This window comes from Pseudomonas sp. SED1 (assembly GCF_034044025.1).
In the GTDB taxonomy this organism is placed as follows: domain Bacteria; phylum Pseudomonadota; class Gammaproteobacteria; order Pseudomonadales; family Pseudomonadaceae; genus Aquipseudomonas.
On sequence record NZ_JAXCIS010000046.1, the window covers coordinates 33,558 to 55,697 of the forward strand.

Sequence of the window (22,140 nt, forward strand, 5' to 3'; positions counted from 1 at the left end):
CCGAACCCGATAGTTCAGGATAAAACCCATGAGCCCTACCCGCCCGATCCTCAGTCGAAAGCTACTCGCCGAAGCGCTGGCCCGTGATTTGGCGGGCGAGTCATTTGCCGATTACAGCTCCGGGATGTTCCTCGCTGCGCCTCGTCGTACGGGCAAGAGTACGTTCCTGCGTAACGACCTCATCCCCGAATGCAAGGCCCGAGGCTGGCTGCCGGTGTACGTGGACCTCTGGATGAACCGCGAAATCGACCCCGCCGAGCTGATCTCCGGGGCCATCGGCAAAGCCCTGGGCGAGTTCGAAAGCGCAGTGAGCAAAGCGGCCAAGAAGGCCGGTATCGAGAAGATCAGCCTGCTGCGCACCTTGAGTTGGGATTTCACCAAACCTCAATTGCCCTCCGGCACCACGCTCACCCATGCGCTGGACGTGCTGCACCAGGTCTCGGGGCAGATGATCGTGCTGATCGTCGACGAAGCCCAGCACGCCCTCAACAGCGAGGGTGGCGTGAACGCAATGTTCGCGCTCAAGGCTGCACGGGACCATCTCAACGGCAGCAATACCACAGATGGCCTGCGCCTGGTCTTCACCGGATCCAGCCGCGACAAACTGGCCAACCTGGTACTCAAGAGCAAACAACCGTTTTTCGGCGCCCACATCACACCATTCCCGTTGCTGAGCCGCGACTTTGTGGAGTTCGTGACGGACCTGTGGAACCAGCGCCTGGCCGCGACCAACCAGTTCAACCTTGAGGATATGGACTATGCGTTCCAGCTCGTCGGCCGGCGCCCGGAGATGCTCAACAAACTGTTGACCGAAGTCAGCGTGGGTCTTGGCGAAGCCAGCAATCTTGGCGAGTTGCTGAGGACCGGGGCACTGAATCACCAGGCCGGAATCTGGAGCGACTACGAGAGCGCCTACAACGACCTGTCACCCTTGCAACAAGCGGTGCTGGAAGTGATGGGTGAACGAACCCTGGGCAAGCAAGCGTTCTCGCCTTTTGCGGAAAAAACCTTCCAGGACGTGAACCGCAAATTGGAGTTGGCCCAGGTCGAGCCGAACGCAAGCACGCCAAACGTTCAGAAAGCGCTGGAAGTGCTGCGGGAGAAGGAGTTGGTCTGGAAAGCCAACCGTGGTGAATATGCGCTCGAAGACTCGACCATGGCCGAATGGCTGAGCAACCGGCATCAGCTATAAGCGGCAAGCAAACCTGCTTGCCGCTCGTAACCTTCAGCTGTCCTTGTGCAACCGGCTCATCAACTGCGCTTCAGCCTGGGTCAACCCGCAGGACTGGGTCAGCTCATCCACCGTCGCGCCCATACCTACCAGCTTCGCCGCCTGGGCGAATGACAGGCTCGACGGGTCACGCTGCTCCAGCGCAGACAGCTTGTCCGGCAACGGCGCCAGCACCGAACGCAGTTCGTGCACTTCATCCCCTACACGTACCGCGCTCTGCTGGAAGTGGTCGACCCGCTTGACCAGTTCCAGGATGCGCCGGTCGCGCACGGCGTCGCGCTCGGCCTGTTGCATGGCCAATTCCCGTTGCTGGCGCACGTAGCGCAGCAGGAAGCCCAAGGTCCCGGCCCATAGGATGGCCAGGACGATCACCGCTACCTCAAGGAACAATCAGATATTCTCCAGATCCTGCCATTCTTCTTCGCTCATCATCTTGTCCAGCTCAACCAGAATCAGCAGCTCGCCGTTCTTGTTGCAGACACCCTGGATGAACTTGGCCGATTCTTCGTTGCCGACGTTCGGCGCGGTCTCGACTTCAGATTGGCGCAGGTAAACCACTTCCGCCACGCTGTCGACCATGATCCCGACCACTTGCTTGTCGGCTTCGATGATCACGATGCGGGTGTTGTCGTTGACTTCGGTCGGCACGAGGCCAAAACGCTGGCGGGTGTCGATCACAGTTACAACGTTACCGCGCAGGTTGATGATGCCCAGCACGTAGCTTGGGGCACCCGGAACCGGAGCGATTTCGGTGTAGCGCAGCACTTCCTGCACACGCATCACGTTGATGCCGTAGGACTCGTTGTCCAGCTTGAAGGTGACCCATTGCAGGATTGGATCATCCACCAGACCTTGTGCGGACGCTGATTTGTTCATACTCCAGACCCCTTCAAATACCGTTGGTTACGGTGTGTGTTCTTGGGCAGCGCCGTAGCGCTGCTGCTTGTTATCAAGTGCGTTTGTTGAGCGACATCGCTTTTACCGCGCCGCTGGCAATCAGCTCCGCCAGTTCGGCGACATCCAGCAACGCGCACATGTGTTCGATCACGGTGCCCGCCAGCCATGGCCGCTGGCCCCGGTGGCTGCGCCATTTGATTTCGTTCGGGTCCAGGCGCAATGAGCGACTGACCTGATGCACTGCCAGCCCCCACTCGTAGCCCTGGACCGAAATAACGTATTGCAGGCCCTGGCGGAAATCATCCCGATAGCGGTCAGGCATCACCCAACGCGCAGTGTCCAATACCTTCAAGTTGCCCTGTTGGCTCGGCAGGATCCCGAGGAACCATTCCGGCTGGCCAAACAGCGGCGTCAACTCCTGGCCTTCCAGGGAGTAGATCGAGCCCAGGCACACCAGCGGCACCGCCAGGGTCAACCCGGCGACGTCGAACAGCAAACATTCGAACGGCTCGGCGGCCCACGCCGGCCGACCATCGCCCTGTACCGGCGGCGGCGTGATGCTCGGCGGGAGATGAACCTCAACCACCGGCTCGACCACCACGGGCGCGATCACCACAGGCGCAACAGGCACGGGCACGGGCACGGCAACCGGTGCCGGAACCGCTACGGGGACCACCAACGCATCTCGGGCCTGCTCTTCCAGGACCGCCAGTTGAAACTCGTCCAGGGCCGCAGGTTCAGGCTCGATGACTTCATCGAGGATCAGAATCGGTTCCGGCATTTCCTCGGTCGCGTCCTGGAGCAAGGCGTCCAGGTAGGACTCCAGCGCCAGTTGCGGCCGGGTCTTGAAATCAACGGGACGGTTCATCTGTATGCCCACGCGCAAGCCCCATCAACCCTGTATTTAGAGGTTATCGGCCTGTGGGTGTCCGGACTTGAATCGAGAGCCGGTTTTGTCGCGAAAACTGCGGCGTCTGCATCGCTGGCAAGCCAGGCTCCTACAATGATCATCACGCCACCTGCGCCACAAGTTGCTGGGACAACAGGTGCTTGAGCAACGCCCGATATGCCAGCACGCCACGGCTCTTGCCGTCGAACTGCGAAGGCGTCAGCCCTGCCCGGCTCGCATCCCGCAGGCGCGTGTCCACCGGGATGTAGCCTTGCCAGATGGTGTCCGGATAGGCGTCGCGCAATACCCGCAAGGTGCCGAGGGACGCCTGGGTACGGCGGTCAAACAGGGTCGGCACGATGCTGAACGGCAACGCCTGTTTGCGCGAGCGGTTGATCATCGCCAGGGTGCTGACCATGCGTTCCAGGCCTTTGACGGCCAGGTGCTCGGTCTGCACCGGGATCACCAGCTGTTGACTGGCGGCCAGGGCGTTGACCATCAGCACGCCCAGTAAAGGCGGGCTGTCGATGATCGCGTAGTCGAAGTCCTGCCACAGCTGCGCCAGGGTCTTGGCGATCACCAGGCCCAGGCCGCTCTGCCCCGGAGACTGGCGCTCAAGGGTAGCCAGGGCGGTGCTCGACGGCAGCAACGAGATCTTTTCATTACTGGTAGGCAGCATCAGTTGGCCCGGCAAATCCGCCGGCACACTGCCCTTGTGCAGGAACAGGTCGTAGCAACTGTGCTCCAGGGCATCCGGGTCGTAGCCGAAATAGCTGGTCATGGAGCCGTGGGGGTCCAGGTCGACCACGACCACACGCTTGCCGGCCTCTGCCAGCAAGCCGGCCAAGGCGATGGAAGTGGTGGTTTTACCGACACCACCCTTTTGATTGGCAACTGCCCAGACTCTCATTCGGATTGTTCCTCCCGGCAGGCACAGGCTCGACCGAGAAATTGCATAGGGTTATAGAGCCGGTGACGGAGAATTGACGGCACTCCCGCGAACCGGCGCCTTTACGGGCGCTGGTGCAGTTTGTGTGCCAGCCCGCTTCAAGGCGGCATCCGGTGTTGCATTGGCGGTGCCGGTACCGGTCAGGCTGCGGCGCACATCGAGGTTGCGCGACACCACCAGCACCACCCGACGGTTACGCGCACGGCCTTCTGCCGTGGCGTTATTGGCCACTGGCTGGAACTCGCCGTACCCCACCGACGCCAGGCGCCCGGGGTTCACGCCCTGCATCGCCAGCATCCGCACAATACTCGCCGCGCGGGCCGAAGACAGCTCCCAGTTGGTCGGATACTGCGCCGTGCTGATCGGCAGGTTGTCGGTAAACCCTTCAACGTGGACCGGGTTTTCAAACGGCTTCAGGATCGCCGCCACCTTGTCGATGATGGTGAACGCCTGGTCGCTGGGCATCGCATCGGCGCTGGCGAACAGCAGGCTGGAATTAAGCTCGATTTCCACCCACAACTCATTGCCGCGCACGGTCATCTGGTTGGAGCTGATCAGGTCGCCAAAGGCTGCGCTGATGTCATCGGCGATGCTTTTCAGCGGGTCGCTGGTGCCACCGATGCCGGCGGCGGTTTCATCACTGTCGTTGACCAGCGGTTTGGCCGGGGTCACGGTCTTGGGGCGTTCTTCGCCGATCGGGATCGGCTTGAGGGCGCGGTCAGCGTCGTTGAACACGCCGATCAGCGCCTGGGAAATGACTTTGTACTTGCCTTCGTTGATCGAGGAAATGGAGTACATCACCACAAAAAACGCGAACAACAGCGTAATGAAGTCGGCGTAGGACACCAGCCAGCGTTCATGGTTGACGTGTTCTTCAGGCTCGCGGCGGCGACGGCTCACAGGCGACTACCTCGACAAAACGAATCACCTGTAGGAGCGAGCTTGCTCGCGAAAATCGTCAACGATAACGCGGGCATCCTGGATGAACGCGTTGTTCTCGGGTTTTTCGCGAGCAAGCTCGCTCCTACAGGGTTCATGACCATCAATCCATGAAGCCCTGGAGCTTCAATTCGATGGAGCGTGGGTTTTCACCCTCGGCAATCGAGAGGATGCCTTCCAGCAACATCTCGCGATAACGCGACTGGCGCATGGCGATCGACTTGAGCTTGCTGGCCACCGGCAACAACACCAGGTTGGCACTGGCCACACCGTAGATGGTGGCGACGAACGCCACGGCAATCCCGCTGCCCAGTTGCGACGGATCGGCCAGGTTGCCCATCACGTGGATCAAGCCCATCACCGCACCGATGATGCCGATGGTCGGCGCGTAGCCGCCCATGCTTTCAAAGACTTTGGCGGCGTTGATGTCGCGGCTTTCCTGGGTGTAGAAATCCACTTCCAGGATGCTGCGAATCGCTTCCGGCTCGGCGCCGTCCACCAGCAATTGCAGGCCTTTGCGTGCGTAGCTGTCGGGCTCGGCATCGGCCACGCCTTCCAGGCCAAGCAGGCCTTCCTTGCGCGCCGTGAGGCTCCAGTTGACCACGCGGTCGATGCCACCCGGCAAGTCGACACGTGGCGGGAAAATAATCCAGATAAGGATCTGCATCGCGCGCTTGAACGAACTCATGGGCGACTGCAGCAAGGCCGCGCCCACGGTGCCACCGATCACGATCAACGCTGCCGGGCCGTTGGCCAGGGCACCCAGGTGGCCGCCTTCGAGGTAGTTGCCGCCGATAATCGCGACAAACGCCATGATGATGCCAATCAGGCTCAATACATCCATTACAGGCAGGCCTCCACCAGATGCTTGCCGATGTCGTCCAGGCTGTAGACGGCGTCGGCCAGGTCGGCTTTGACGATGGCCATGGGCATGCCATAGATCACGCAGCTGGCTTCATCCTGGGCCCAGATCGCGCTGCCGCCCTGCTTGAGCAAACGTGCGCCTTCGCGGCCGTCGGCACCCATGCCGGTCAACACCACCGCCAGAACTTTGTCGCCGTAGGACTTGGCTGCGGAACCGAAGGTGATATCCACACACGGCTTGTAGTTCAGGCGCTCGTCACCCGGCAGGATTTTGATCGCGCCACGGCCATCGACCATCATCTGCTTGCCGCCAGGGGCCAGCAGCGCGAGACCCGGGCGCAGGATGTCGCCATCCTCGGCTTCCTTGACGCTGATGCGGCACAGCTTGTCCAGGCGCTCGGCAAAGGCCTTGGTGAACGCGGCAGGCATGTGCTGGATCAACACGATCGGCGCCGGGAAGTTGGCCGGCAGTTGGGTCAACACCCGCTGCAAGGCAACCGGGCCGCCGGTGGAGGTACCGATGGCCACCAGCTTGTAGGCTTTGCGCTTGGGAGCAGGCGAATGCGCGGAGGGCGCAGCCGTACGCACAGGCGCTGCGGCCGGACGCGCAACCGGCGCAGGCGCCGGGCGACCAAAGGTGCTCGGGGCTGCCGGGGGCGGTGTAACAGGTGCCGGCGCCGGTGCACTGAACAGGCTGCGACGGTTACTGCGGGAGATGCTGTGCACCTTCTCGCAGAGCATCTGCTTGACCTTCTCGGGGTTGCGCGAGATGTCTTCGAAATTCTTCGGCAGGAAGTCCACCGCGCCGGCGTCCAGCGCATCCAGGGTGACCCGGGCGCCTTCGTGGGTCAGCGAGGAGAACATCAACACCGGAGTCGGGCAGCGCTGCATGATGTGCCGCACCGCCGTGATGCCGTCCATCATCGGCATCTCGTAGTCCATGGTGATCACGTCTGGCTTGAGGGCCATGGCCTGATCGATCGCCTCTTTGCCGTTGGTGGCCGTACCGACCACCTGGATATTGGAATCCGATGAAAGAATTTCCGAGACGCGGCGGCGGAAGAAACCTGAATCGTCCACCACCAGGACCTTGACTACCATAAACACTCCGTTAGGCCGGGCGAGGGACAACCGCCCTGCCCGGGCCGAATCAAATACGCCGTGCGGCGTAACGCTTGAGCATGCTCGGAACATCCAGAATCAGCGCGATCCGACCGTCACCGGTAATGGTCGCACCCGACATGCCCGGGGTTCCCTGCAGCATTTTGCCCAAAGGCTTGATGACCACTTCTTCCTGGCCCACCAGTTGATCGACGACAAAGCCGATACGCTGGGTGCCCACGGAAAGAATCACCACATGGCCTTCGCGCTGCTCTTCATGCTTGGCCGAAGCCACCAGCCAGCGCTTGAGGTAGAACAGTGGCAACGCCTTGTCGCGCACGATCACCACTTCCTGGCCGTCCACCACGTTGGTGCGCGACAGGTCGAGGTGGAAGATTTCGTTGACGTTGACCAGCGGGAAGGCGAACGCCTGGTTGCCCAGCATCACCATCAGGGTCGGCATGATCGCCAGGGTCAACGGCACCTTGATGACGATCTTCGAGCCCTGGCCCTTGGTCGAGTAAATGTTGATCGAGCCGTTGAGCTGGCTGATCTTGGTCTTCACCACGTCCATGCCCACGCCACGGCCCGAAACGTCGGAAATCTCGGTCTTGGTGGAGAAGCCCGGGGCGAAGATCAGGTTGTAGCACTCGGTGTCGGTGAGACGGTCGGCGGCGTCCTTGTCCATCACGCCACGCTTGACCGCGATGCCTCGCAGGATATTCGGGTCCATGCCTTTGCCGTCATCGGTGATCGACAGCAGGATGTGGTCGCCTTCCTGTTCGGCCGCCAGGATCACTTTGCCCAGGCGGTTCTTGCCCGAGGCTTCACGTTCCTCCGGGGACTCGATGCCGTGGTCGACGGCGTTGCGCACCAAGTGGACCAGCGGGTCGGCCAGGGCCTCGACAAGGTTTTTGTCGAGGTCGGTTTCTTCACCCACCAGTTCCAGGTTGATCTCTTTCTTGAGCTGGCGTGCCAGGTCGCGAACCAGACGCGGGAAGCGGCCGAAGACTTTCTTGATCGGCTGCATCCGGGTCTTCATGACAGCGGTTTGCAGGTCGGCGGTGACCACGTCGAGGTTCGACACGGCCTTTTGCATGGCCTCATCGCCGCTGTTCAGGCCCAGGCGCACCAGGCGGTTACGCACCAGCACCAGTTCGCCGACCATGTTCATGATGTCGTCCAGGCGCGCGGTATCAACCCGCACGGTGGTTTCGGCTTCACTGGCTGGTTGCTTGTCCGGAGCCGGAGCAGCAGAGGCACGCGCGGGTGCTGGGGCCGGTGCAGGTTTTGCAGCCACCGGTGCAGCGGCCTTGGCGGCCACCGGGGCCGGCGTTGCAACCGCAGTGGCCGCTGTAGCAGCCGGTGCAGCAGCGCCGGCCACTTCGGTGAACTTGCCCTTGCCATGCAGTTCATCCAGCAGGGCTTCGAATTCGTGATCGGAGATCAGTCCATCGGCAGCCGGTGCAGCGGCAGCAGCAGCGGGTGCTGCAGGTGCAGCGACTGCTGCAGCAACTTCCGGCAGTGCATCGGCAACAAACGAGCCTTTGCCATGCAACTGGTCCAGCAACGCTTCAAATTCGTCATCGGTGATTTCGTTGCTGGCAGGCGCCGCGGCTTCCGTAGGCGCTGGCGCTGCGGCCACCGCGTCCGGGGCAAACTGGCCCTTGCCGTGCAACTGGTCGAGCAATGACTCGAACTCGGCGTCGGTAATGTCTTCAGTGGTCGGCACCATGGCCGGCGCACTGGCCGCCGGAGCTTCGGCTTCGGCCTTGACGGCATTCAGCGAGTCCAGCAGTTGTTCAAATTCGCTGTCGGTCACGTCGCCCGCAGGCTCGGCGACAGGCTCAGCCACCGCTTCAACCACCGGAGCATTGGCCGCAGGTTCTGCCAGGCGCGCCAGGGCGGCCAGCAGTTCCGGGGTGGCGGCCGTGATCGGTGCACGTTCGCGCACTTCACTGAACATGCCGTTGACCGCGTCCAGCGCTTCCAGGATCACGTCCATCAGTTCCGAGTCGACGTGCCGCTCACCCTTGCGCAGGATGTCGAACACGTTCTCGGCGATGTGACAGCACTCCACCAGCTCGTGGAGCTGGAGGAAGCCGGCGCCCCCTTTTACAGTGTGAAAACCGCGAAAAATTGCATTGAGCAGGTTCGCATCATCCGGTCGGCTTTCCAGCTCGACCAGTTGTTCGGACAGTTGCTCTAAAATTTCGCCGGCCTCTACAAGGAAATCCTGAAGGATTTCTTCATCGGCGCCGAAGCTCATGGGTGTGCTCCTTAGAAGCCTAAACTGGACAGCAAATCGTCTACGTCGTCTTGCCCGGATACAACGTCTTCACGTTTATCGGCATGAATCTGCGGACCTTCACCCTTGGCGAGGTGTTTTTGTGGATCTTTTTCAGAAAGGATCGCTTCGCGGTCATGTTCGATGCCGGCAAACCGGTCGACCTGGCCCGCCATCAACACCAGTTTGAGCAGGTTGCTTTCCACTTCGGTGACCAGTTGGGTCACGCGCTTGATCACCTGACCGGTGAGGTCCTGGTAGTCCTGGGCCAGCAGAATGTCATTCAGGTTGCTGGAAACCGTGCGGTTTTCCTGCTCGCTGCGGGACAAAAAGCCCTCGACCCGACGCGCCAGTTCACGAAACTCTTCAGCGCCCACTTCCCGACGCATGAACCGGCCCCAGTCAGTGCTCAGGGCCTTGGCTTCACTGGCCATACCGTTGACCAGAGGCGTGGCGTTTTCCACCAGGTCCATGGTGCGGTTGGCCGCCGCCTCAGTCAGCCTGACCACATAGGACAGGCGTTCGGTGGCATCCGTGATCTGCGAGATTTCTTCGGCCTGGGGCATGTGCGGGTCAATCTGAAAATTGACAATCGCACTGTGCAACTCACGCGTGAGCTTGCCCACTTCCTGGTACAGGCCGCGGTCACGGGTCTGGTTGAGCTCATGGATTAACTGCACCGCGTCACCGAACTGGCCTTTTTCAAGGCTTTCGACAAGTTGGTGGGCATGTTTTTTCAGGGTCGACTCGAAGTCGGCCTGCGATGATTCTTTATGCTCCATAGCTCCCCCGTGGCAGCATCAATGACCGATGCGTTCGAAGATCTTTTCGATCTTCTCTTTCAAGGCCAGTGCAGTGAATGGCTTGACCACGTAGCCGTTAACCCCGGCTTGGGCGGCTTCGATGATCTGTTCACGCTTGGCTTCAGCGGTCACCATCAGCACAGGCAGGCTGCGCAGTTTTTCATCCGCGCGCACGTGGCGCAGCAGATCGATACCGGTCATGCCCGGCATGTTCCAGTCCGTTACCAGAAAGTCGATGCTCCCGCTGTTGAGGATCGGAATCGCCGTAATGCCGTCATCCGCCTCGACCGTGTTAGTGAACCCAAGGTCACGCAACAGGTTTTTTATGATCCGCCGCATCGTTGAGAAGTCATCAACGATGAGGATTTTCATGTTCTTGTCCAATTCGACCTCCAAGCAGTCTTAAACGCGCCCAGCACCTGGGCGCGCCATATCAATCAACAGGCGTTACACAAAAAGGACTACCGGGGGCGCACCACGGGCCAAGCCCGTCCGGGCGCAGCGCCTGGACGGTATCGTTCGCAGTGTCCCCACACTGCCTGTCAGCGCGCTCGCCACTCTCCCAAACGCCCCCGCAAGCGGGCCGCGCACTGGCTGTGTAACTGGCTGACTCGCGATTCGCTGACTCCCAGGACCTCACCGATTTCCTTGAGGTTCAGCTCTTCGTCGTAGTACAGCGCCAACACCAGTCGCTCACGCTCCGGCAAATTGGCAATCGCGTCCGCCAGCGCAGTCTGGAAGCGTTCATCTTCCAGATCGCGTGACGGTTCGAGATGAGCACTCGCGCCGTCCTCGTGCAGCCCTTCATGTTCGCCGTCCTGCAAAAGGTCGTCGAAACTGAACAGGCGGCTGCCCAAGGTATCGTTCAAAATCCCGTAGTAATCGTCGAGACTCAATTGGAGTTCGGCCGCAACTTCGTGATCTTTAGCGTCGCGACCGGTTTTTGCTTCAATTGAGCGAATTGCGTCACTTACCATGCGCGTATTGCGGTGTACCGAACGCGGCGCCCAATCACCTTTACGCACTTCATCGAGCATGGCCCCACGGATACGAATACCCGCGTATGTCTCGAAACTTGCGCCCTTGCTCGCATCGTATTTGGTCGACACTTCGAGCAAGCCGATCATCCCGGCCTGGATCAAGTCTTCGACCTGGACACTGGCGGGCAGGCGCGCCAGCAAGTGATAGGCAATGCGCTTGACCAGGGGCGCATAGCGCTCGATCAATTCGACTTGACTGTCACGTGCCGACTTCTTGTAAAGGTTGTAGCCGCTGGATGTCATAGCACCGGTCCTGCGCTCGTCTGATGCACCAATCGCTCGACGAAAAACTCCAGATGCCCACGCGGGTTGGCGGGCAACGGCCAGGTATCGACCTTCTGGGCAATAGCCTTGAACGCCAATGCGCACTTCGAACGAGGGAACGCTTCATAGACCGCACGCTGCTTTTGCACGGCCTTGCGTACGCACTCGTCGTAGGGAACTGCGCCAACGTATTGTAAGGCGACATCGAGGAAGCGATCTGTGACCTTGGTCAACTTGGCGAACAGATTCCGCCCTTCCTGCGGGCTTTGGGCCATGTTGGCCAGCACGCGGAAGCGGTTCATGCCGTAGTCGCGGTTGAGCAGTTTGATCAGCGCGTAGGCGTCGGTGATCGAGGTCGGTTCGTCGCACACCACCAGCAACACTTCCTGGGCTGCTCGCACGAAGCTGACCACGGACTCGCCGATCCCGGCGGCGGTGTCGATCACCAGCACGTCGAGGTTGTCGCCAATGTCGCTGAACGCCTGAATCAGGCCGGCATGCTGCGCCGGGCTCAGGTGCACCATGCTCTGGGTGCCGGACGCGGCCGGCACGATGCGAATCCCGCCGGGGCCTTGCAACAGTACGTCGCGCAGCTCACAGCGGCCTTCGATGACATCGGCCAGGGTATGTTTGGGCGTCAGTCCCAGCAGAACGTCAACGTTCGCCAGACCCAGGTCAGCATCCAGCAGCATGACGCGACGGCCAAGCTCTGCCAGGGCCAGGGACAAATTCACTGACACGTTAGTTTTCCCGACGCCACCTTTGCCGCCGGTCACCGCGATCACCTGTACGGGATGCATGCTGCCCATTTTATTTCTTTACCTTGTCTTGCTTAGACGCAGGCTACATGACTTGGCCGCGCGAACTGCTGGCAGACCATCGATGTAGATACTTTGCACTGTGTTCATATTGCCTCAGCCGACACGTTTGTTCGGGCTGTGGTAGAGGTCAGCAAACATGTCAGCCATCGCTTCCTCACTGGGTTCTTCCTGCATTTGCACGCTGACAGCCCGGCTGACCAACTGATGACGGCGCGGCAGATGCAAATCATCCGGGATCCGCGGCCCGTCGGTCAGGTAAGCAACCGGTAATTCATGACTGATGGCCAGGCTCAATACTTCGCCCAGGCTTGCCGTTTCATCCAGTTTAGTCAGGATGCAGCCCGCCAGCCCACAGCGCTTGTAGCTGTGATAGGCGGCGGTCAATACCTGCTTCTGGCTGGTGGTAGCAAGTACCAAATAGTTTCTGGATTTGATCCCGCGCCCGGCCAGGCTTTCCAGCTGCATGCGCAGGGCCGGGTCGCTGGCTTGCAGGCCGGCGGTGTCGATCAGCACCACGCGCTTGCGCAGCAGTGGGTCGAGGGCGTTGGCCAGGGACTGGCCCGGGTCGACGTGGGTCACCGGCACATTGAGAATGCGGCCCAGGGTCTTGAGCTGTTCCTGGGCGCCAATGCGGTAGCTGTCCATGCTCACCAGCGCAATGTTCTGTGCGCCGTACTTGAGCACGTAACGTGCGGCCAGCTTGGCCAGGGTGGTGGTCTTGCCCATGCCGGCAGGGCCGACCATGGCAATCACGCCGCCTTCTTCCAGGGGTTCGATTTCCGGGGTGACGATCATCCGCGCCAGGTGGGCCAGGAGCATGCGCCAGGCCTGGCGAGGTTCTTCAATTTGGGTGGTCAGTTGCAGCAGGTCGCGGGACAGCGGGCCGGACAGGCCGATGCGTTGCAGGCGACGCCACAGGTTGGCCTGTTGCGGCTGGCTGCCCTGCAACTGGTTCCAGGCCAGCGAGCCCAGCTGCACTTCCAGCAGTTCACGCAGGCCGTTGAGTTCGAAACGCATCGAGTCGAACACTCGCTGGTCTACCGCTGCCGCCGGGGCGGGCGCAGCAGGACGCGGCGGCTCAACAAAAGTCGGTTCTACCAGCGGCTCGGACGCCGTCAGCGGCAACCCGGCAAACAGCTGGCGATTGGTGGAGGCGTCGCTGTCGCCACGCATGCTCAGTTCAGCCTGGGCCGAGACAATGCGCGAAGCGGTCTTGCGCAGCTCGTCTTCCAGTTCCATGTTCGGCACACGCGGCGCCAGGGCCGAGGGCTTGTAATCGAGGGCAGCCGTCAGCTCGACACCGCCGGCAATACGGCGGTTACCGATAATCGCAGCGTCGGCGCCCAACTCATCACGCACCAGTTTCATGGCCTGACGCATATCGGCGGCGAAAAAACGCTTCACTTGCATATCCCACTACCTCAGCCGTTGGGCCCTACTGTCGCGACGATAGTCACTTGCTTATTGTCAGGAATTTCCTGGTAAGCCAATACGTGCAAATTCGGTATAGCCAGGCGTCCAAACCGCGACAACATCGCCCGGACGGGGCCAGCCACCAGCAGGATCACCGGATGGCCTTCCATTTCCTGGCGCTGCGCGGCCTCAATCAACGAACGCTGCAGCTTCTCAGCCATGCTTGGCTCCAGCAACACGCCTTCATCAGCGCCCTGCCCAGCCTTCTGAATACTATTGAGCAATATTTGTTCCAACCTTGGTTCCAAGGTGATCACAGGCAGCTCGGAGTCAAGCCCTACAATGCTTTGGACGATTGCACGCGACAATCCGACGCGCACTGCGGCCACCAGGGCGGCAGTATCTTGACTCTTGGCGGCATTGTTGGCGATAGCTTCGGCAATGCTGCGAATGTCCCGCACCGGCACCTGTTCGGCCAACAGCGCCTGCAGCACCTTGAGCAGTTGCGAGGTAGACAGCACGCCCGGCACCAGTTCTTCGGCGAGCTTTGGCGAGGCTTTGGCCAGCAATTGCAAGAGCTGCTGGACTTCTTCGTGGCCAATCAGCTCGTGGGAATGCTTGTACAGAATCTGGTTGAGGTGAGTCGCGACCACGGTGCTGGCGTCGACCACGGTATAGCCGAGCGACTGCGCCTGGCTGCGCTGGCTGATTTCGATCCAGACCGCTTCCAGGCCAAAAGCCGGATCTTTGGCGGTAATGCCGTTGAGCGTACCGAACACCTGGCCCGGGTTGATCGCCAACTCGCGGTCCGGGTAGATCTCGGCTTCGGCCAGGATCACCCCCATCAGGGTCAGGCGGTAGGCGCTGGGGGCCAGGTCGAGGTTGTCGCGGATGTGCACGGTGGGCATCAGGAAGCCCAGGTCCTGGGACAGCTTCTTGCGCACGCCCTTGATCCGCGCCAGCAATTGGCCGCCCTGGTTGCGATCCACCAGGGGAATCAGGCGGTAGCCGACTTCCAGGCCGATCATGTCGATCGGGGTCACGTCGTCCCAGCCCAACTCCTTGGTTTCCTGGGCCCGGGCCGGGGACGGCAGCAGTTCCTGCTGGCGTGCGACTTCCTGCTGGGCAATCACTTTGATGTTGTTTTGCTTTTTCCAGAACAGATACGCACCGCCTGCCGCCAGCGCCGCCATGCTCAAGAAGGAGAAATGCGGCATACCCGGGACGATGCCCATGATCGCCATGATGCCCGCCGCCACGGCCAATGCCTTGGGCGAAGCAAACATCTGCCGGCTGATCTGCTTGCCCATGTCTTCGGAGCCCGAAGCACGGGTCACCATGATCGCCGCTGCTGTAGATAACAACAGTGATGGCAATTGCGCCACTAAACCGTCACCGATGGTCAGCAGGGCGTAAACCTTGCCGGCGTCGCCGAAGGTCATGCCGTGCTGGAAGATGCCGACTGCCATGCCGCCGATCAGGTTGATAAACAGAATCAGCAGGCCGGCGATGGCGTCACCGCGCACGAATTTGCTGGCACCGTCCATGGAACCGTAGAACTCGGCTTCCTGGGCGACTTCAAGACGGCGGGATTTGGCCTGGTTCTGGTCGATCAGGCCGGCGTTGAGGTCGGCGTCGATGGCCATCTGTTTGCCGGGCATCGCGTCGAGGGTGAAACGCGCGCTCACCTCGGAAATCCGCCCGGCGCCCTTGGTCACTACCACGAAGTTGATGATCATCAAGATCGCAAAAACCACGATACCGACCACGTAGTTACCGCCGATCACCACCTCACCGAAGGCCTGGATCACCTTGCCTGCGGCGGCGTGGCCGTCCTGGCCGTGGAGCATCACCACCCGGGTAGAGGCCACGTTAAGCGCCAGCCGCAGCAGCGTGGCGATCAGCAGAATCGTCGGGAATACCGCGAAATCCAGCGGTCGCAGGGCGTACACACACACCAGCAGCACGACCACAGACAGCGCGATGTTGAAAGTGAAGAACACGTCCAGCAGGAACGGCGGCATTGGCAACATCATCATTGCCAGCATCACCAGCAACAACAACGGCACACCCAGATTGCCTCGCGAGAGGTCAGTCAGGGTGCCACGTGCCGTGTTGAGCATTTGAGAACGATCCACCGGTATTCCTCGTTTCCTTGAAGCAAACTTTTGACGCCGGGAGGCGTCCTGGAGGCGGTATTGCAAGAAGCCTTCCAACTTTTGCTTGAGGGAGCAGATCGGCCTCGCGGGCAGCAAAGAGCTACCGCCGTACACACATCACCTGAGGCGAGGGAGCTTGCTCCCGTTGGGCTGCACAGCAGCCCCAGAACGGCTTACGCGTTTTGCCTGAATAACCGCGATAACTTTATTTGGGGGCGCTTCGCACCCCAGCGGGAGCAAGCTCCCTCGCCACACAAGCCCGTTCGCGGGAGATGGCGAAACGTCCGACAGGTATTTAGGGTTGCTGGTGGGAAAGTCGATCTCTAGTCTTCGGGCACCGCTGCAAACGCAGCGGGCGGGCGTCGCGGCCCGAGTGAATTCAGGCGCAAAGCGCCATTGTCCGCTTTCAGTTGACGCCTTTTTATCGTCTACTGTGCGGCGCCATGGTGGCTGTGCGCGGGATACCTTCGGGTATGCCGGTTTCCTGATCCCGGTCCGCGAACCTGCGTACAGCTACCACCCAATCGCGTCGCGGCGATAAGTGGCAGCTCCATTTAATTCAGGAGCTTCACAATGATTAAACCCACACCAAATCCTCCACTCGGTTCCGAAACCAACAACTCCCCCGTCGTACTATTCACCGTCATCGACGGCATCAGCGCCGAAGACTTGCTGGTCAACCTCACCGAAACACTGGCTTCGGCCCATGCCCTGACCTGCGACTTTGCCTTTGAGCTGGAAGGATCGCGACGGGAAGGCGCGCTGGGGATTGCGCAGTTGATTGAGGTAGCGCGACTGTTGGCCGATCGGGTGCTGGATGACATAGCGCCCTCGCCTGCGATTTAAACGTTTGCCAGATGCAATTGCGGGAACGCTCAGGGGGATTTTTGTTGTTTGGGCGGACGCCTTCGCGAGCAAGCCCGCTCCCACATTTGACCGTGTACACCCGGTAGGAACGCGGTCGAATGTGGGAGCGGGCTTGCTCGCGAAGAGGCCGGCACAGGCGCTACAAAACTCAGGAATCCCGACGCAAATCCGGGGGAATCGGCAGGTCTTTGAGCGGATCCGGCCGCTTGCCCTTGCCCGCGCGGTACTGGCGGATCTGGTACACGTACGCCAACACCTGAGCCACCGCCAGGTATAACCCGGCCGGAATCTCCTGGTCCAGGTCGGTGGAGTAGAAAATCGACCGCGCCAACTCCGGCGATTCCAGCAGCAGGATGTCGTTGGCCACGGCAATCTCACGGATTTTCAATGCCGTGAAATCACTGCCCTTGGCCAGCAACATCGGCGCCCCACCCTTCTCCGGGTCGTACTTAAGCGCCACGGCATAGTGAGTCGGGTTGGTGATAACCACGTCGGCGTCGGGAACGGCAGCCATCATCTTGCGCTGGGACATCTCGCGCTGCAGCTGGCGAATCCGCTGCTTGACCTCGGGCCGACCTTCCTGGTCCTTGTGCTCGTCGCGCACTTCCTGCTTGGTCATCAGCAGTTTCTTGTGGCTTTCCCACAGCTGGATCGGCGCGTCCACCGCAGCAATGATGATCAACCCGCAGGCCATCCACAGCGAACTCCAGCCCACCACTTGCACGCTATGGATGATCGCCAGTTCGATCGGCTCGTGGGCGATGCGCAGCAGGTCGTCGATGTCGGACGACAACACCGTCAACGCCACAAACAGGATCAGGATGAACTTGGCCAACGCCTTGAGCAGTTCCACCAGGGCCTTGGTGGAAAACATCCGCTTGAGCCCGGGCCCCGGGTTCATCCGGCTGAATTTGGGCGCCATGCTGCCGGCGGCAAACAACCAGCCACCGAGGGAAATCGGCCCGATCAGTGCGGCCAGCAGCAAGGTGATCAGGATCGGTTGCACCGCCAGGATCGCGATCTTGCCGGAGTGCAGCAGGTACAGGCCCATGGCGCCCGGGCTGAGCAGCACGTCACGGGGCAGGGAGAAGTTCAGGCGCATCAACTCCATCAGGTCCAGGGCCAAACCACCGCCGTAGATCAGCAGGCCACCGGAGCCGGCGAGCATGATCGCCAGGGTGTTGAGCTCTTTGGAACGGGCAATCTCGCCCTTTTCCCGGGAGTCCTTTTTACGTTTCTCCGTGGGGTCTTCTGTTTTGTCCTGGCCACTCTCGCTCTCGGCCATGGCTTACCGCGCCCGCGCCAAGTCACGTAAGAACTGCAAGGCGTCAGTCGCCAGCGGTTGATACTGATTGAGAATGTCAGCCATGCCGACCCAGAAAATCCCCATGCCCAGCACTAGAGTCAACGGGAAACCGATAGAGAAGATGTTCAACTGCGGCGCCGCCCGGGTCATCACGCCAAAAGCGATGTTGACCACCAGCAGCGCGGTGATCGCCGGCAATACCAGCAGCAACGAGGCGCCGAGCACCCAGCTCAGGCGCCCCACCAGCTCCCAGAAGTGATTGACCACCAGCCCGCTGCCCACCGGCAAGGTGGTAAAGCTTTCGGTCATGACCTCGAACACCACCAAGTGGCCGTTCATGGCCAGGAACAGCAAGGTCACCAGCATCGTCAGGAACTGCCCGATCACCGCCACCGACACGCCGTTGGTGGGGTCGACCATGGACGCGAAGCCCATGCCCATCTGGATCGAGATGATTTGCCCGGCAATCACGAAGGCCTGGAAGAACAGCGTCAGCGAGAAGCCCATCAAGGCGCCGATGATGATTTGCTCGGCGATCAGCATCAGCGCGCTGAGGTCCAGGGCATTCACCGGCGGCATCGGCGGCAACGCCGGCACAATCACCACAGTAATTGCCACCGCGAAATACAGGCGAATGCGCCGCGGCACCAGGGTGGTACCGAACACCGGCATGGTCATCAGCACCGCCGTGACCCTGAACAACGGCAGGATGAACGAGGCCACCCAGGTGCTGATCTGGGTGTCGGTCAACGCCAGCATCGAATTCACGGGGTCAGCCGATCAACTGCGGAATACTGCCGTACAGCTGCAGGATGTATTCCATGAAGGTTTGCACCAGCCACGGGCCGGCAACGATCAGGGTGATCAGCATCACCAGCAGGCGCGGCAGGAAGCTCAGGGTCTGTTCGTTGATCTGGGTCGCGGCCTGGAACATCGCCACCAGCAGGCCCACCAACAGGCTCGGCACCACCAGCACGGCGACCATCATGGTGGTCAGCCACAGGGCTTCACGAAACAGGTCGACCGCTACTTCTGGCGTCATCGTCTACACCCCACCGAAACTGCCGGCCAGGGTGCCGATAATCAGCGCCCAGCCGTCCACCAACACAAACAGCATGATCTTGAACGGTAACGAAATGATCAGCGGCGACAGCATCATCATACCCATGGCCATCAGCACACTCGCCACGACAAGGTCGATGATCAGGAACGGAATGAAGATCATGAAGCCGATCTGGAACGCAGTCTTCAGCTCCGAGGTCACGAACGCCGGCACCAGAATGGTCAGCGGCGCCATGTCGGGGCTGGCGATGTCGGTACGCTTGGACAGCCGCACGAACAGTTCAAGGTCGCTGGAACGGGTCTGCGACAGCATGAAGTCCTTGATAGGGCCCTGGGCCTTGTCGATCGCATCCTGGGCGGTCATTTTCTCCGCCAGGTACGGTTGCAAGGCTTGCTGGTTCACCTTGTCGAACACCGGCGCCATGATGAACAGCGTCAGGAACAACGCCATGCCGGTCAGGATCTGGTTCGACGGCGTCTGTTGCAGGCCGAGGGCCTGACGCAGGATCGAGAACACAATGATGATGCGAGTGAAACTGGTCATCAGCATCACGAACGCCGGGATGAAGCTCAGCGCGGTCATGATCAGCAGGATCTGCAGGCTGACCGAATACTCCTGCGCGCCCGCCGCGTTGGTGCCCAGAGTAATCGCCGGGATCGACAACGGGTCTGCCGCGTACGCCAGCGGCGCCGCCAGCAACAGCATGAGCGTCAATAAAACGCGCATTACTTCTTATCCTTCTGATCCTTGCCCAGCAACTCCATGAGGCGCTGGGCGAATTCCGGCGTGGCCGCTTGGGTCTGGGCCACTTCCACAGGCTGCTTGAGCACGTGCAACGGGGTGATGCGGCCGGGGGTGATGCCCAGCAGGATCTGCTCTTCGCCGACTTGCACCAGCACCAGCCGGTCTCGCGGGCCAAGGGCGCGCGAACCCACCAGCTCAATCACCTGAGCATTGCCCGGGCCGATGCGCTGTACGCGGCGCAACACCCAGGCGAGCACGAAGATCAGCCCCACCACCAACAACAAGCCCAGCACCAGCTGGGTCAGTTGCCCGCCAACGCCACTGCCGAGCGCCGGTGCGGCTGCCTGGGCGACCGGTTCTGCTGCCAGTACGCTCAAGGGCAGCGTCGATAACAGTCCTACCAATGAGCGCTTCATATCAACGCAACTTCTTGATGCGTTCGCTCGGGCTGATCACGTCGGTCAGGCGGATGCCGAACTTCTCGTTGACCACCACCACTTCGCCATGGGCGATCAGCGTGCCGTTGACCAGCACGTCCAGCGGCTCGCCGGCCAGGCGGTCCAGCTCGATCACCGAACCCTGGTTGAGTTGCAGCAGGTTGCGGATGTTGATTTCAGTGCTGCCGACTTCCATGGAGATCGACACCGGGATGTCGAGGATCACGTCCAGGTTCGGACCGTCCAGGGTCACCGGCTCGTTGTTCTTCGGCACGCTGCCGAACTCTTCCATGGGAAGGCGGTTGCCCACCGGTGCGGTGGCCGCATCAGCCGCCAGCAGCGCGTCGATATCGTCCTGGCCGACATCGCCGGTTTCTTCCAGCGCAGCCGCCCACTCGTCAGCCAGGGCCTGGTCTTCGGCGGAAGTGTTTTCGTGTTCAGTAGCCATTACATGTCCTCGGCGGAGCAGAAATTAGTGTGGATCAGCGGCGGTTGATCGGTTCAATCACTTGCAACGCGAGGTTGCCTTTGTGAGAACCGAGCTTGACCTTGAACGACGGCACGCCGTTGGCGCGCATGATCAGTTCTTCCGGCAGTTCGACGGGAATCACATCCCCCGGCTGCATGTGCAAAATATCCCGCAAACGCAACTGGCGACGGGCCACGGTGGCGCTCAGGGGTACGTCGACGTCCAGCAGGTCTTCGCGCAGGGCCTTGACCCAGCGTTCGTCCTGGTCGTCGAGGTCGGACTGGAAGCCCGCATCGAGCATTTCGCGCACCGGCTCGATCATCGAGTACGGCATGGTTACGTGCAGGTCGCCGCCACCGCCATCGAGTTCGATGTGGAAGGTGGAGACCACAATGGCTTCGCTGGGGCCGACGATGTTGGCCATGGCCGGGTTCACTTCCGAGTTGATGTACTCGAAATTGACTTCCATGATCGCCTGCCAGGCTTCCTTCAAGTCGATGAAGGCCTGTTCCAGCACCATGCGCACCACGCGCAATTCAGTCGGGGTGAATTCACGGCCTTCGATCTTGGCGTGACGGCCGTCACCGCCGAAGAAGTTATCCACCAGCTTGAACACCAGCTTGGCGTCGAGGATGAACAACGCGGTGCCGCGCAGCGGTTTGATCTTGACCAGGTTGAGGCTGGTGGGCACGTACAGCGAGTGCACGTATTCACCGAACTTCATCACCTGCACACCGCCCACCGCCACGTCCGCCGAGCGGCGCAGCATGTTGAACATGCTGATGCGGGTGTAACGGGCGAAACGCTCGTTGATCATCTCCAGGGTCGGCATACGTCCACGGACGATGCGATCCTGGCTGGTCAGGTCGTAGCTTTTGACGCTGCCGGGCTCGGCAGCCATTTCGGTCTGTACCAGACCATCGTCGACGCCGTGGAGCAGCGCATCGATTTCATCCTGGGACAGCAGGTCCTGCACGGCCATGTCGTGATCCTACTGCAATACGAAATTAGTGAAGAGCACCTGCTCGATCACCGGTTTGCCGACTTCCTTCTGGGCCACTTCCTGCACGCTGGCAGTGACCTTCTGGCGCAGCATTTCCTGGCCCACCGGAGTGGCGAGGGTCTCGAAGCCTTGTGCGGAGAACAGCATCACCAGGTTGTTGCGGATCACTGGCATGTGCACCTTGAGGGCATCCAGGTCTGCCTGGTTCCGCGCCAGCAGGGTAATGCTCACCTGCAGGTAGCGTTGACGGCCGTTCTGATTGAAGTTGGCGACAAACGCCGGAAGCATCGGCTCGAAGATTGCCGGTTGCTTGACGTTAGGGTTGACCTCGGCCGTCGCGGCCGGTTTGCTCTGGGCACTGTGCATGAAGTACCAGGTAGCCCCCACGGACAGGCCGATCGCCAGGAACAAGGCCAGGACAATCAGCAGGATAAGCTTGAGCTTGCCCTTGCCTGCGGGTGGTGTTGCTACGTCGTCGCTCTTCGCCATGCCAATAATCCGTCACTATTCAGGGATTCATAGTTCTGGGGAAAGGCAAGAGCAAGTGTTATGCCAGAGTTGTCTGTTTGATCACGGTTTCGCCGACACTGCAAA

24 protein-coding genes are annotated in these 22,140 nt (G+C 60.8%); 2 read left to right on the top strand and 22 right to left on the bottom strand.

All coding sequences use genetic code 11. The features are described from left to right. Window positions 1-28: 28 nt before the first annotated feature. Window positions 29-1,192 carry a hypothetical protein gene (locus SNL23_RS06150; RefSeq protein WP_318301846.1) on the top strand — a complete coding sequence of 388 codons (1,164 nt, stop codon included), beginning with the start codon at window positions 29-31 and terminating at the stop codon, window positions 1,190-1,192. Window positions 1,193-1,225: 33 nt separating this feature from the next. On the opposite strand, the gene SNL23_RS06155 is transcribed toward SNL23_RS06150, so the two are convergent. From SNL23_RS06155 to flhA, 14 genes are all read right to left on the bottom strand, one after another. Further along, window positions 1,226-1,621, bottom strand: coding sequence for a DUF2802 domain-containing protein (locus SNL23_RS06155; protein WP_076015167.1), 396 nt, complete (start codon window positions 1,619-1,621; stop codon window positions 1,226-1,228). After that, window positions 1,622-2,107 carry a chemotaxis protein CheW gene (locus SNL23_RS06160; protein ID WP_106576477.1) on the bottom strand — a complete coding sequence of 162 codons (486 nt, stop codon included), beginning with the start codon at window positions 2,105-2,107 and terminating at the stop codon, window positions 1,622-1,624. 73 nt (window positions 2,108-2,180) lie between these two features. Beyond that, complete coding sequence (locus tag SNL23_RS06165; protein WP_167663643.1) at window positions 2,181-2,996, bottom strand: CheW domain-containing protein; 816 nt, start codon at window positions 2,994-2,996, stop codon at window positions 2,181-2,183. Window positions 2,997-3,138: 142 nt separating this feature from the next. Next, window positions 3,139-3,927: a ParA family protein gene (locus tag SNL23_RS06170; protein WP_076015165.1), complete on the bottom strand. Its 789-nt coding sequence runs from the start codon at window positions 3,925-3,927 to the stop codon at window positions 3,139-3,141. A 51-nt stretch (window positions 3,928-3,978) separates the two neighbouring features. After that, on the bottom strand, window positions 3,979-4,866 hold the full coding sequence (gene motD / locus SNL23_RS06175; protein ID WP_076015164.1) for a flagellar motor protein MotD: 888 nt from the start codon (window positions 4,864-4,866) through the stop codon (window positions 3,979-3,981). A 142-nt stretch (window positions 4,867-5,008) separates the two neighbouring features. Next, the gene (locus SNL23_RS06180; protein ID WP_010166125.1) at window positions 5,009-5,749 is read right to left on the bottom strand and encodes a flagellar motor protein; all 741 of its coding nucleotides are present in this window, start codon (window positions 5,747-5,749) and stop codon (window positions 5,009-5,011) included. Then, window positions 5,749-6,870, bottom strand: a complete 1,122-nt coding sequence (locus SNL23_RS06185) for a protein-glutamate methylesterase/protein-glutamine glutaminase (RefSeq protein ID WP_076015163.1) — start codon at window positions 6,868-6,870, stop codon at window positions 5,749-5,751. The genes SNL23_RS06180 and SNL23_RS06185 overlap by 1 nt, the downstream gene beginning before the upstream one ends. A gap of 49 nt (window positions 6,871-6,919) precedes the next feature. Then, a complete protein-coding gene (locus SNL23_RS06190; protein ID WP_318301847.1) occupies window positions 6,920-9,139 on the bottom strand; it encodes a chemotaxis protein CheA in 2,220 nt (739 codons plus the stop codon). Between the two features lie 11 nt (window positions 9,140-9,150). Continuing rightward, entirely contained in the window at window positions 9,151-9,939 is a 789-nt protein-coding gene (locus SNL23_RS06195) for a protein phosphatase CheZ (RefSeq protein ID WP_063028114.1), read from the bottom strand. 18 nt (window positions 9,940-9,957) lie between these two features. After that, window positions 9,958-10,332, bottom strand: a complete 375-nt coding sequence (locus tag SNL23_RS06200) for a chemotaxis response regulator CheY (protein WP_005790040.1) — start codon at window positions 10,330-10,332, stop codon at window positions 9,958-9,960. A 170-nt stretch (window positions 10,333-10,502) separates the two neighbouring features. Continuing rightward, a complete protein-coding gene (gene fliA / locus SNL23_RS06205) occupies window positions 10,503-11,243 on the bottom strand; it encodes an RNA polymerase sigma factor FliA (RefSeq protein WP_076015161.1) in 741 nt (246 codons plus the stop codon). Next, entirely contained in the window at window positions 11,240-12,073 is an 834-nt protein-coding gene (fleN, locus tag SNL23_RS06210; RefSeq protein ID WP_003192912.1) for a flagellar synthesis regulator FleN, read from the bottom strand. The genes fliA and fleN overlap by 4 nt, the downstream gene beginning before the upstream one ends. Before the next feature lie 105 nt (window positions 12,074-12,178). After that, window positions 12,179-13,495, bottom strand: coding sequence for a flagellar biosynthesis protein FlhF (gene flhF, locus SNL23_RS06215; RefSeq protein ID WP_017477470.1), 1,317 nt, complete (start codon window positions 13,493-13,495; stop codon window positions 12,179-12,181). Window positions 13,496-13,506: 11 nt separating this feature from the next. Further along, on the bottom strand, window positions 13,507-15,621 hold the full coding sequence (gene flhA / locus SNL23_RS06220; RefSeq protein WP_218585839.1) for a flagellar biosynthesis protein FlhA: 2,115 nt from the start codon (window positions 15,619-15,621) through the stop codon (window positions 13,507-13,509). A gap of 609 nt (window positions 15,622-16,230) precedes the next feature. On the opposite strand from flhA, the gene SNL23_RS06225 reads away from it, so the two are divergent. Further along, window positions 16,231-16,503 carry a DUF6124 family protein gene (locus SNL23_RS06225; RefSeq protein WP_076015159.1) on the top strand — a complete coding sequence of 91 codons (273 nt, stop codon included), beginning with the start codon at window positions 16,231-16,233 and terminating at the stop codon, window positions 16,501-16,503. A 169-nt stretch (window positions 16,504-16,672) separates the two neighbouring features. Here the strand turns inward: SNL23_RS06225 and flhB are convergent, their stop codons facing one another. The 8 genes from flhB to fliL are packed head-to-tail and all read right to left on the bottom strand — an operon-like array spanning window position 16,673 to window position 22,035. Continuing rightward, window positions 16,673-17,809 carry a flagellar biosynthesis protein FlhB gene (gene flhB, locus SNL23_RS06230; protein WP_063028108.1) on the bottom strand — a complete coding sequence of 379 codons (1,137 nt, stop codon included), beginning with the start codon at window positions 17,807-17,809 and terminating at the stop codon, window positions 16,673-16,675. Between the two features lie 3 nt (window positions 17,810-17,812). Continuing rightward, the gene (gene fliR, locus SNL23_RS06235; protein WP_076015158.1) at window positions 17,813-18,589 is read right to left on the bottom strand and encodes a flagellar biosynthetic protein FliR; all 777 of its coding nucleotides are present in this window, start codon (window positions 18,587-18,589) and stop codon (window positions 17,813-17,815) included. 13 nt (window positions 18,590-18,602) lie between these two features. Next, a complete protein-coding gene (gene fliQ, locus SNL23_RS06240; RefSeq protein ID WP_003214552.1) occupies window positions 18,603-18,872 on the bottom strand; it encodes a flagellar biosynthesis protein FliQ in 270 nt (89 codons plus the stop codon). A gap of 3 nt (window positions 18,873-18,875) precedes the next feature. Next, window positions 18,876-19,619 carry a flagellar type III secretion system pore protein FliP gene (gene fliP, locus SNL23_RS06245; protein WP_003214554.1) on the bottom strand — a complete coding sequence of 248 codons (744 nt, stop codon included), beginning with the start codon at window positions 19,617-19,619 and terminating at the stop codon, window positions 18,876-18,878. Then, the gene (fliO, locus tag SNL23_RS06250) at window positions 19,619-20,053 is read right to left on the bottom strand and encodes a flagellar biosynthetic protein FliO (RefSeq protein WP_167663644.1); all 435 of its coding nucleotides are present in this window, start codon (window positions 20,051-20,053) and stop codon (window positions 19,619-19,621) included. The genes fliP and fliO overlap by 1 nt, the downstream gene beginning before the upstream one ends. A gap of 1 nt (window position 20,054) precedes the next feature. Further along, entirely contained in the window at window positions 20,055-20,522 is a 468-nt protein-coding gene (gene fliN / locus SNL23_RS06255; RefSeq protein ID WP_063028102.1) for a flagellar motor switch protein FliN, read from the bottom strand. Between the two features lie 34 nt (window positions 20,523-20,556). Continuing rightward, the gene (gene fliM, locus SNL23_RS06260) at window positions 20,557-21,525 is read right to left on the bottom strand and encodes a flagellar motor switch protein FliM (RefSeq protein WP_010166091.1); all 969 of its coding nucleotides are present in this window, start codon (window positions 21,523-21,525) and stop codon (window positions 20,557-20,559) included. A 9-nt stretch (window positions 21,526-21,534) separates the two neighbouring features. Beyond that, complete coding sequence (fliL, locus tag SNL23_RS06265) at window positions 21,535-22,035, bottom strand: flagellar basal body-associated protein FliL (protein ID WP_076015155.1); 501 nt, start codon at window positions 22,033-22,035, stop codon at window positions 21,535-21,537. Between the last annotated feature and the right edge of the window lie 105 nt (window positions 22,036-22,140).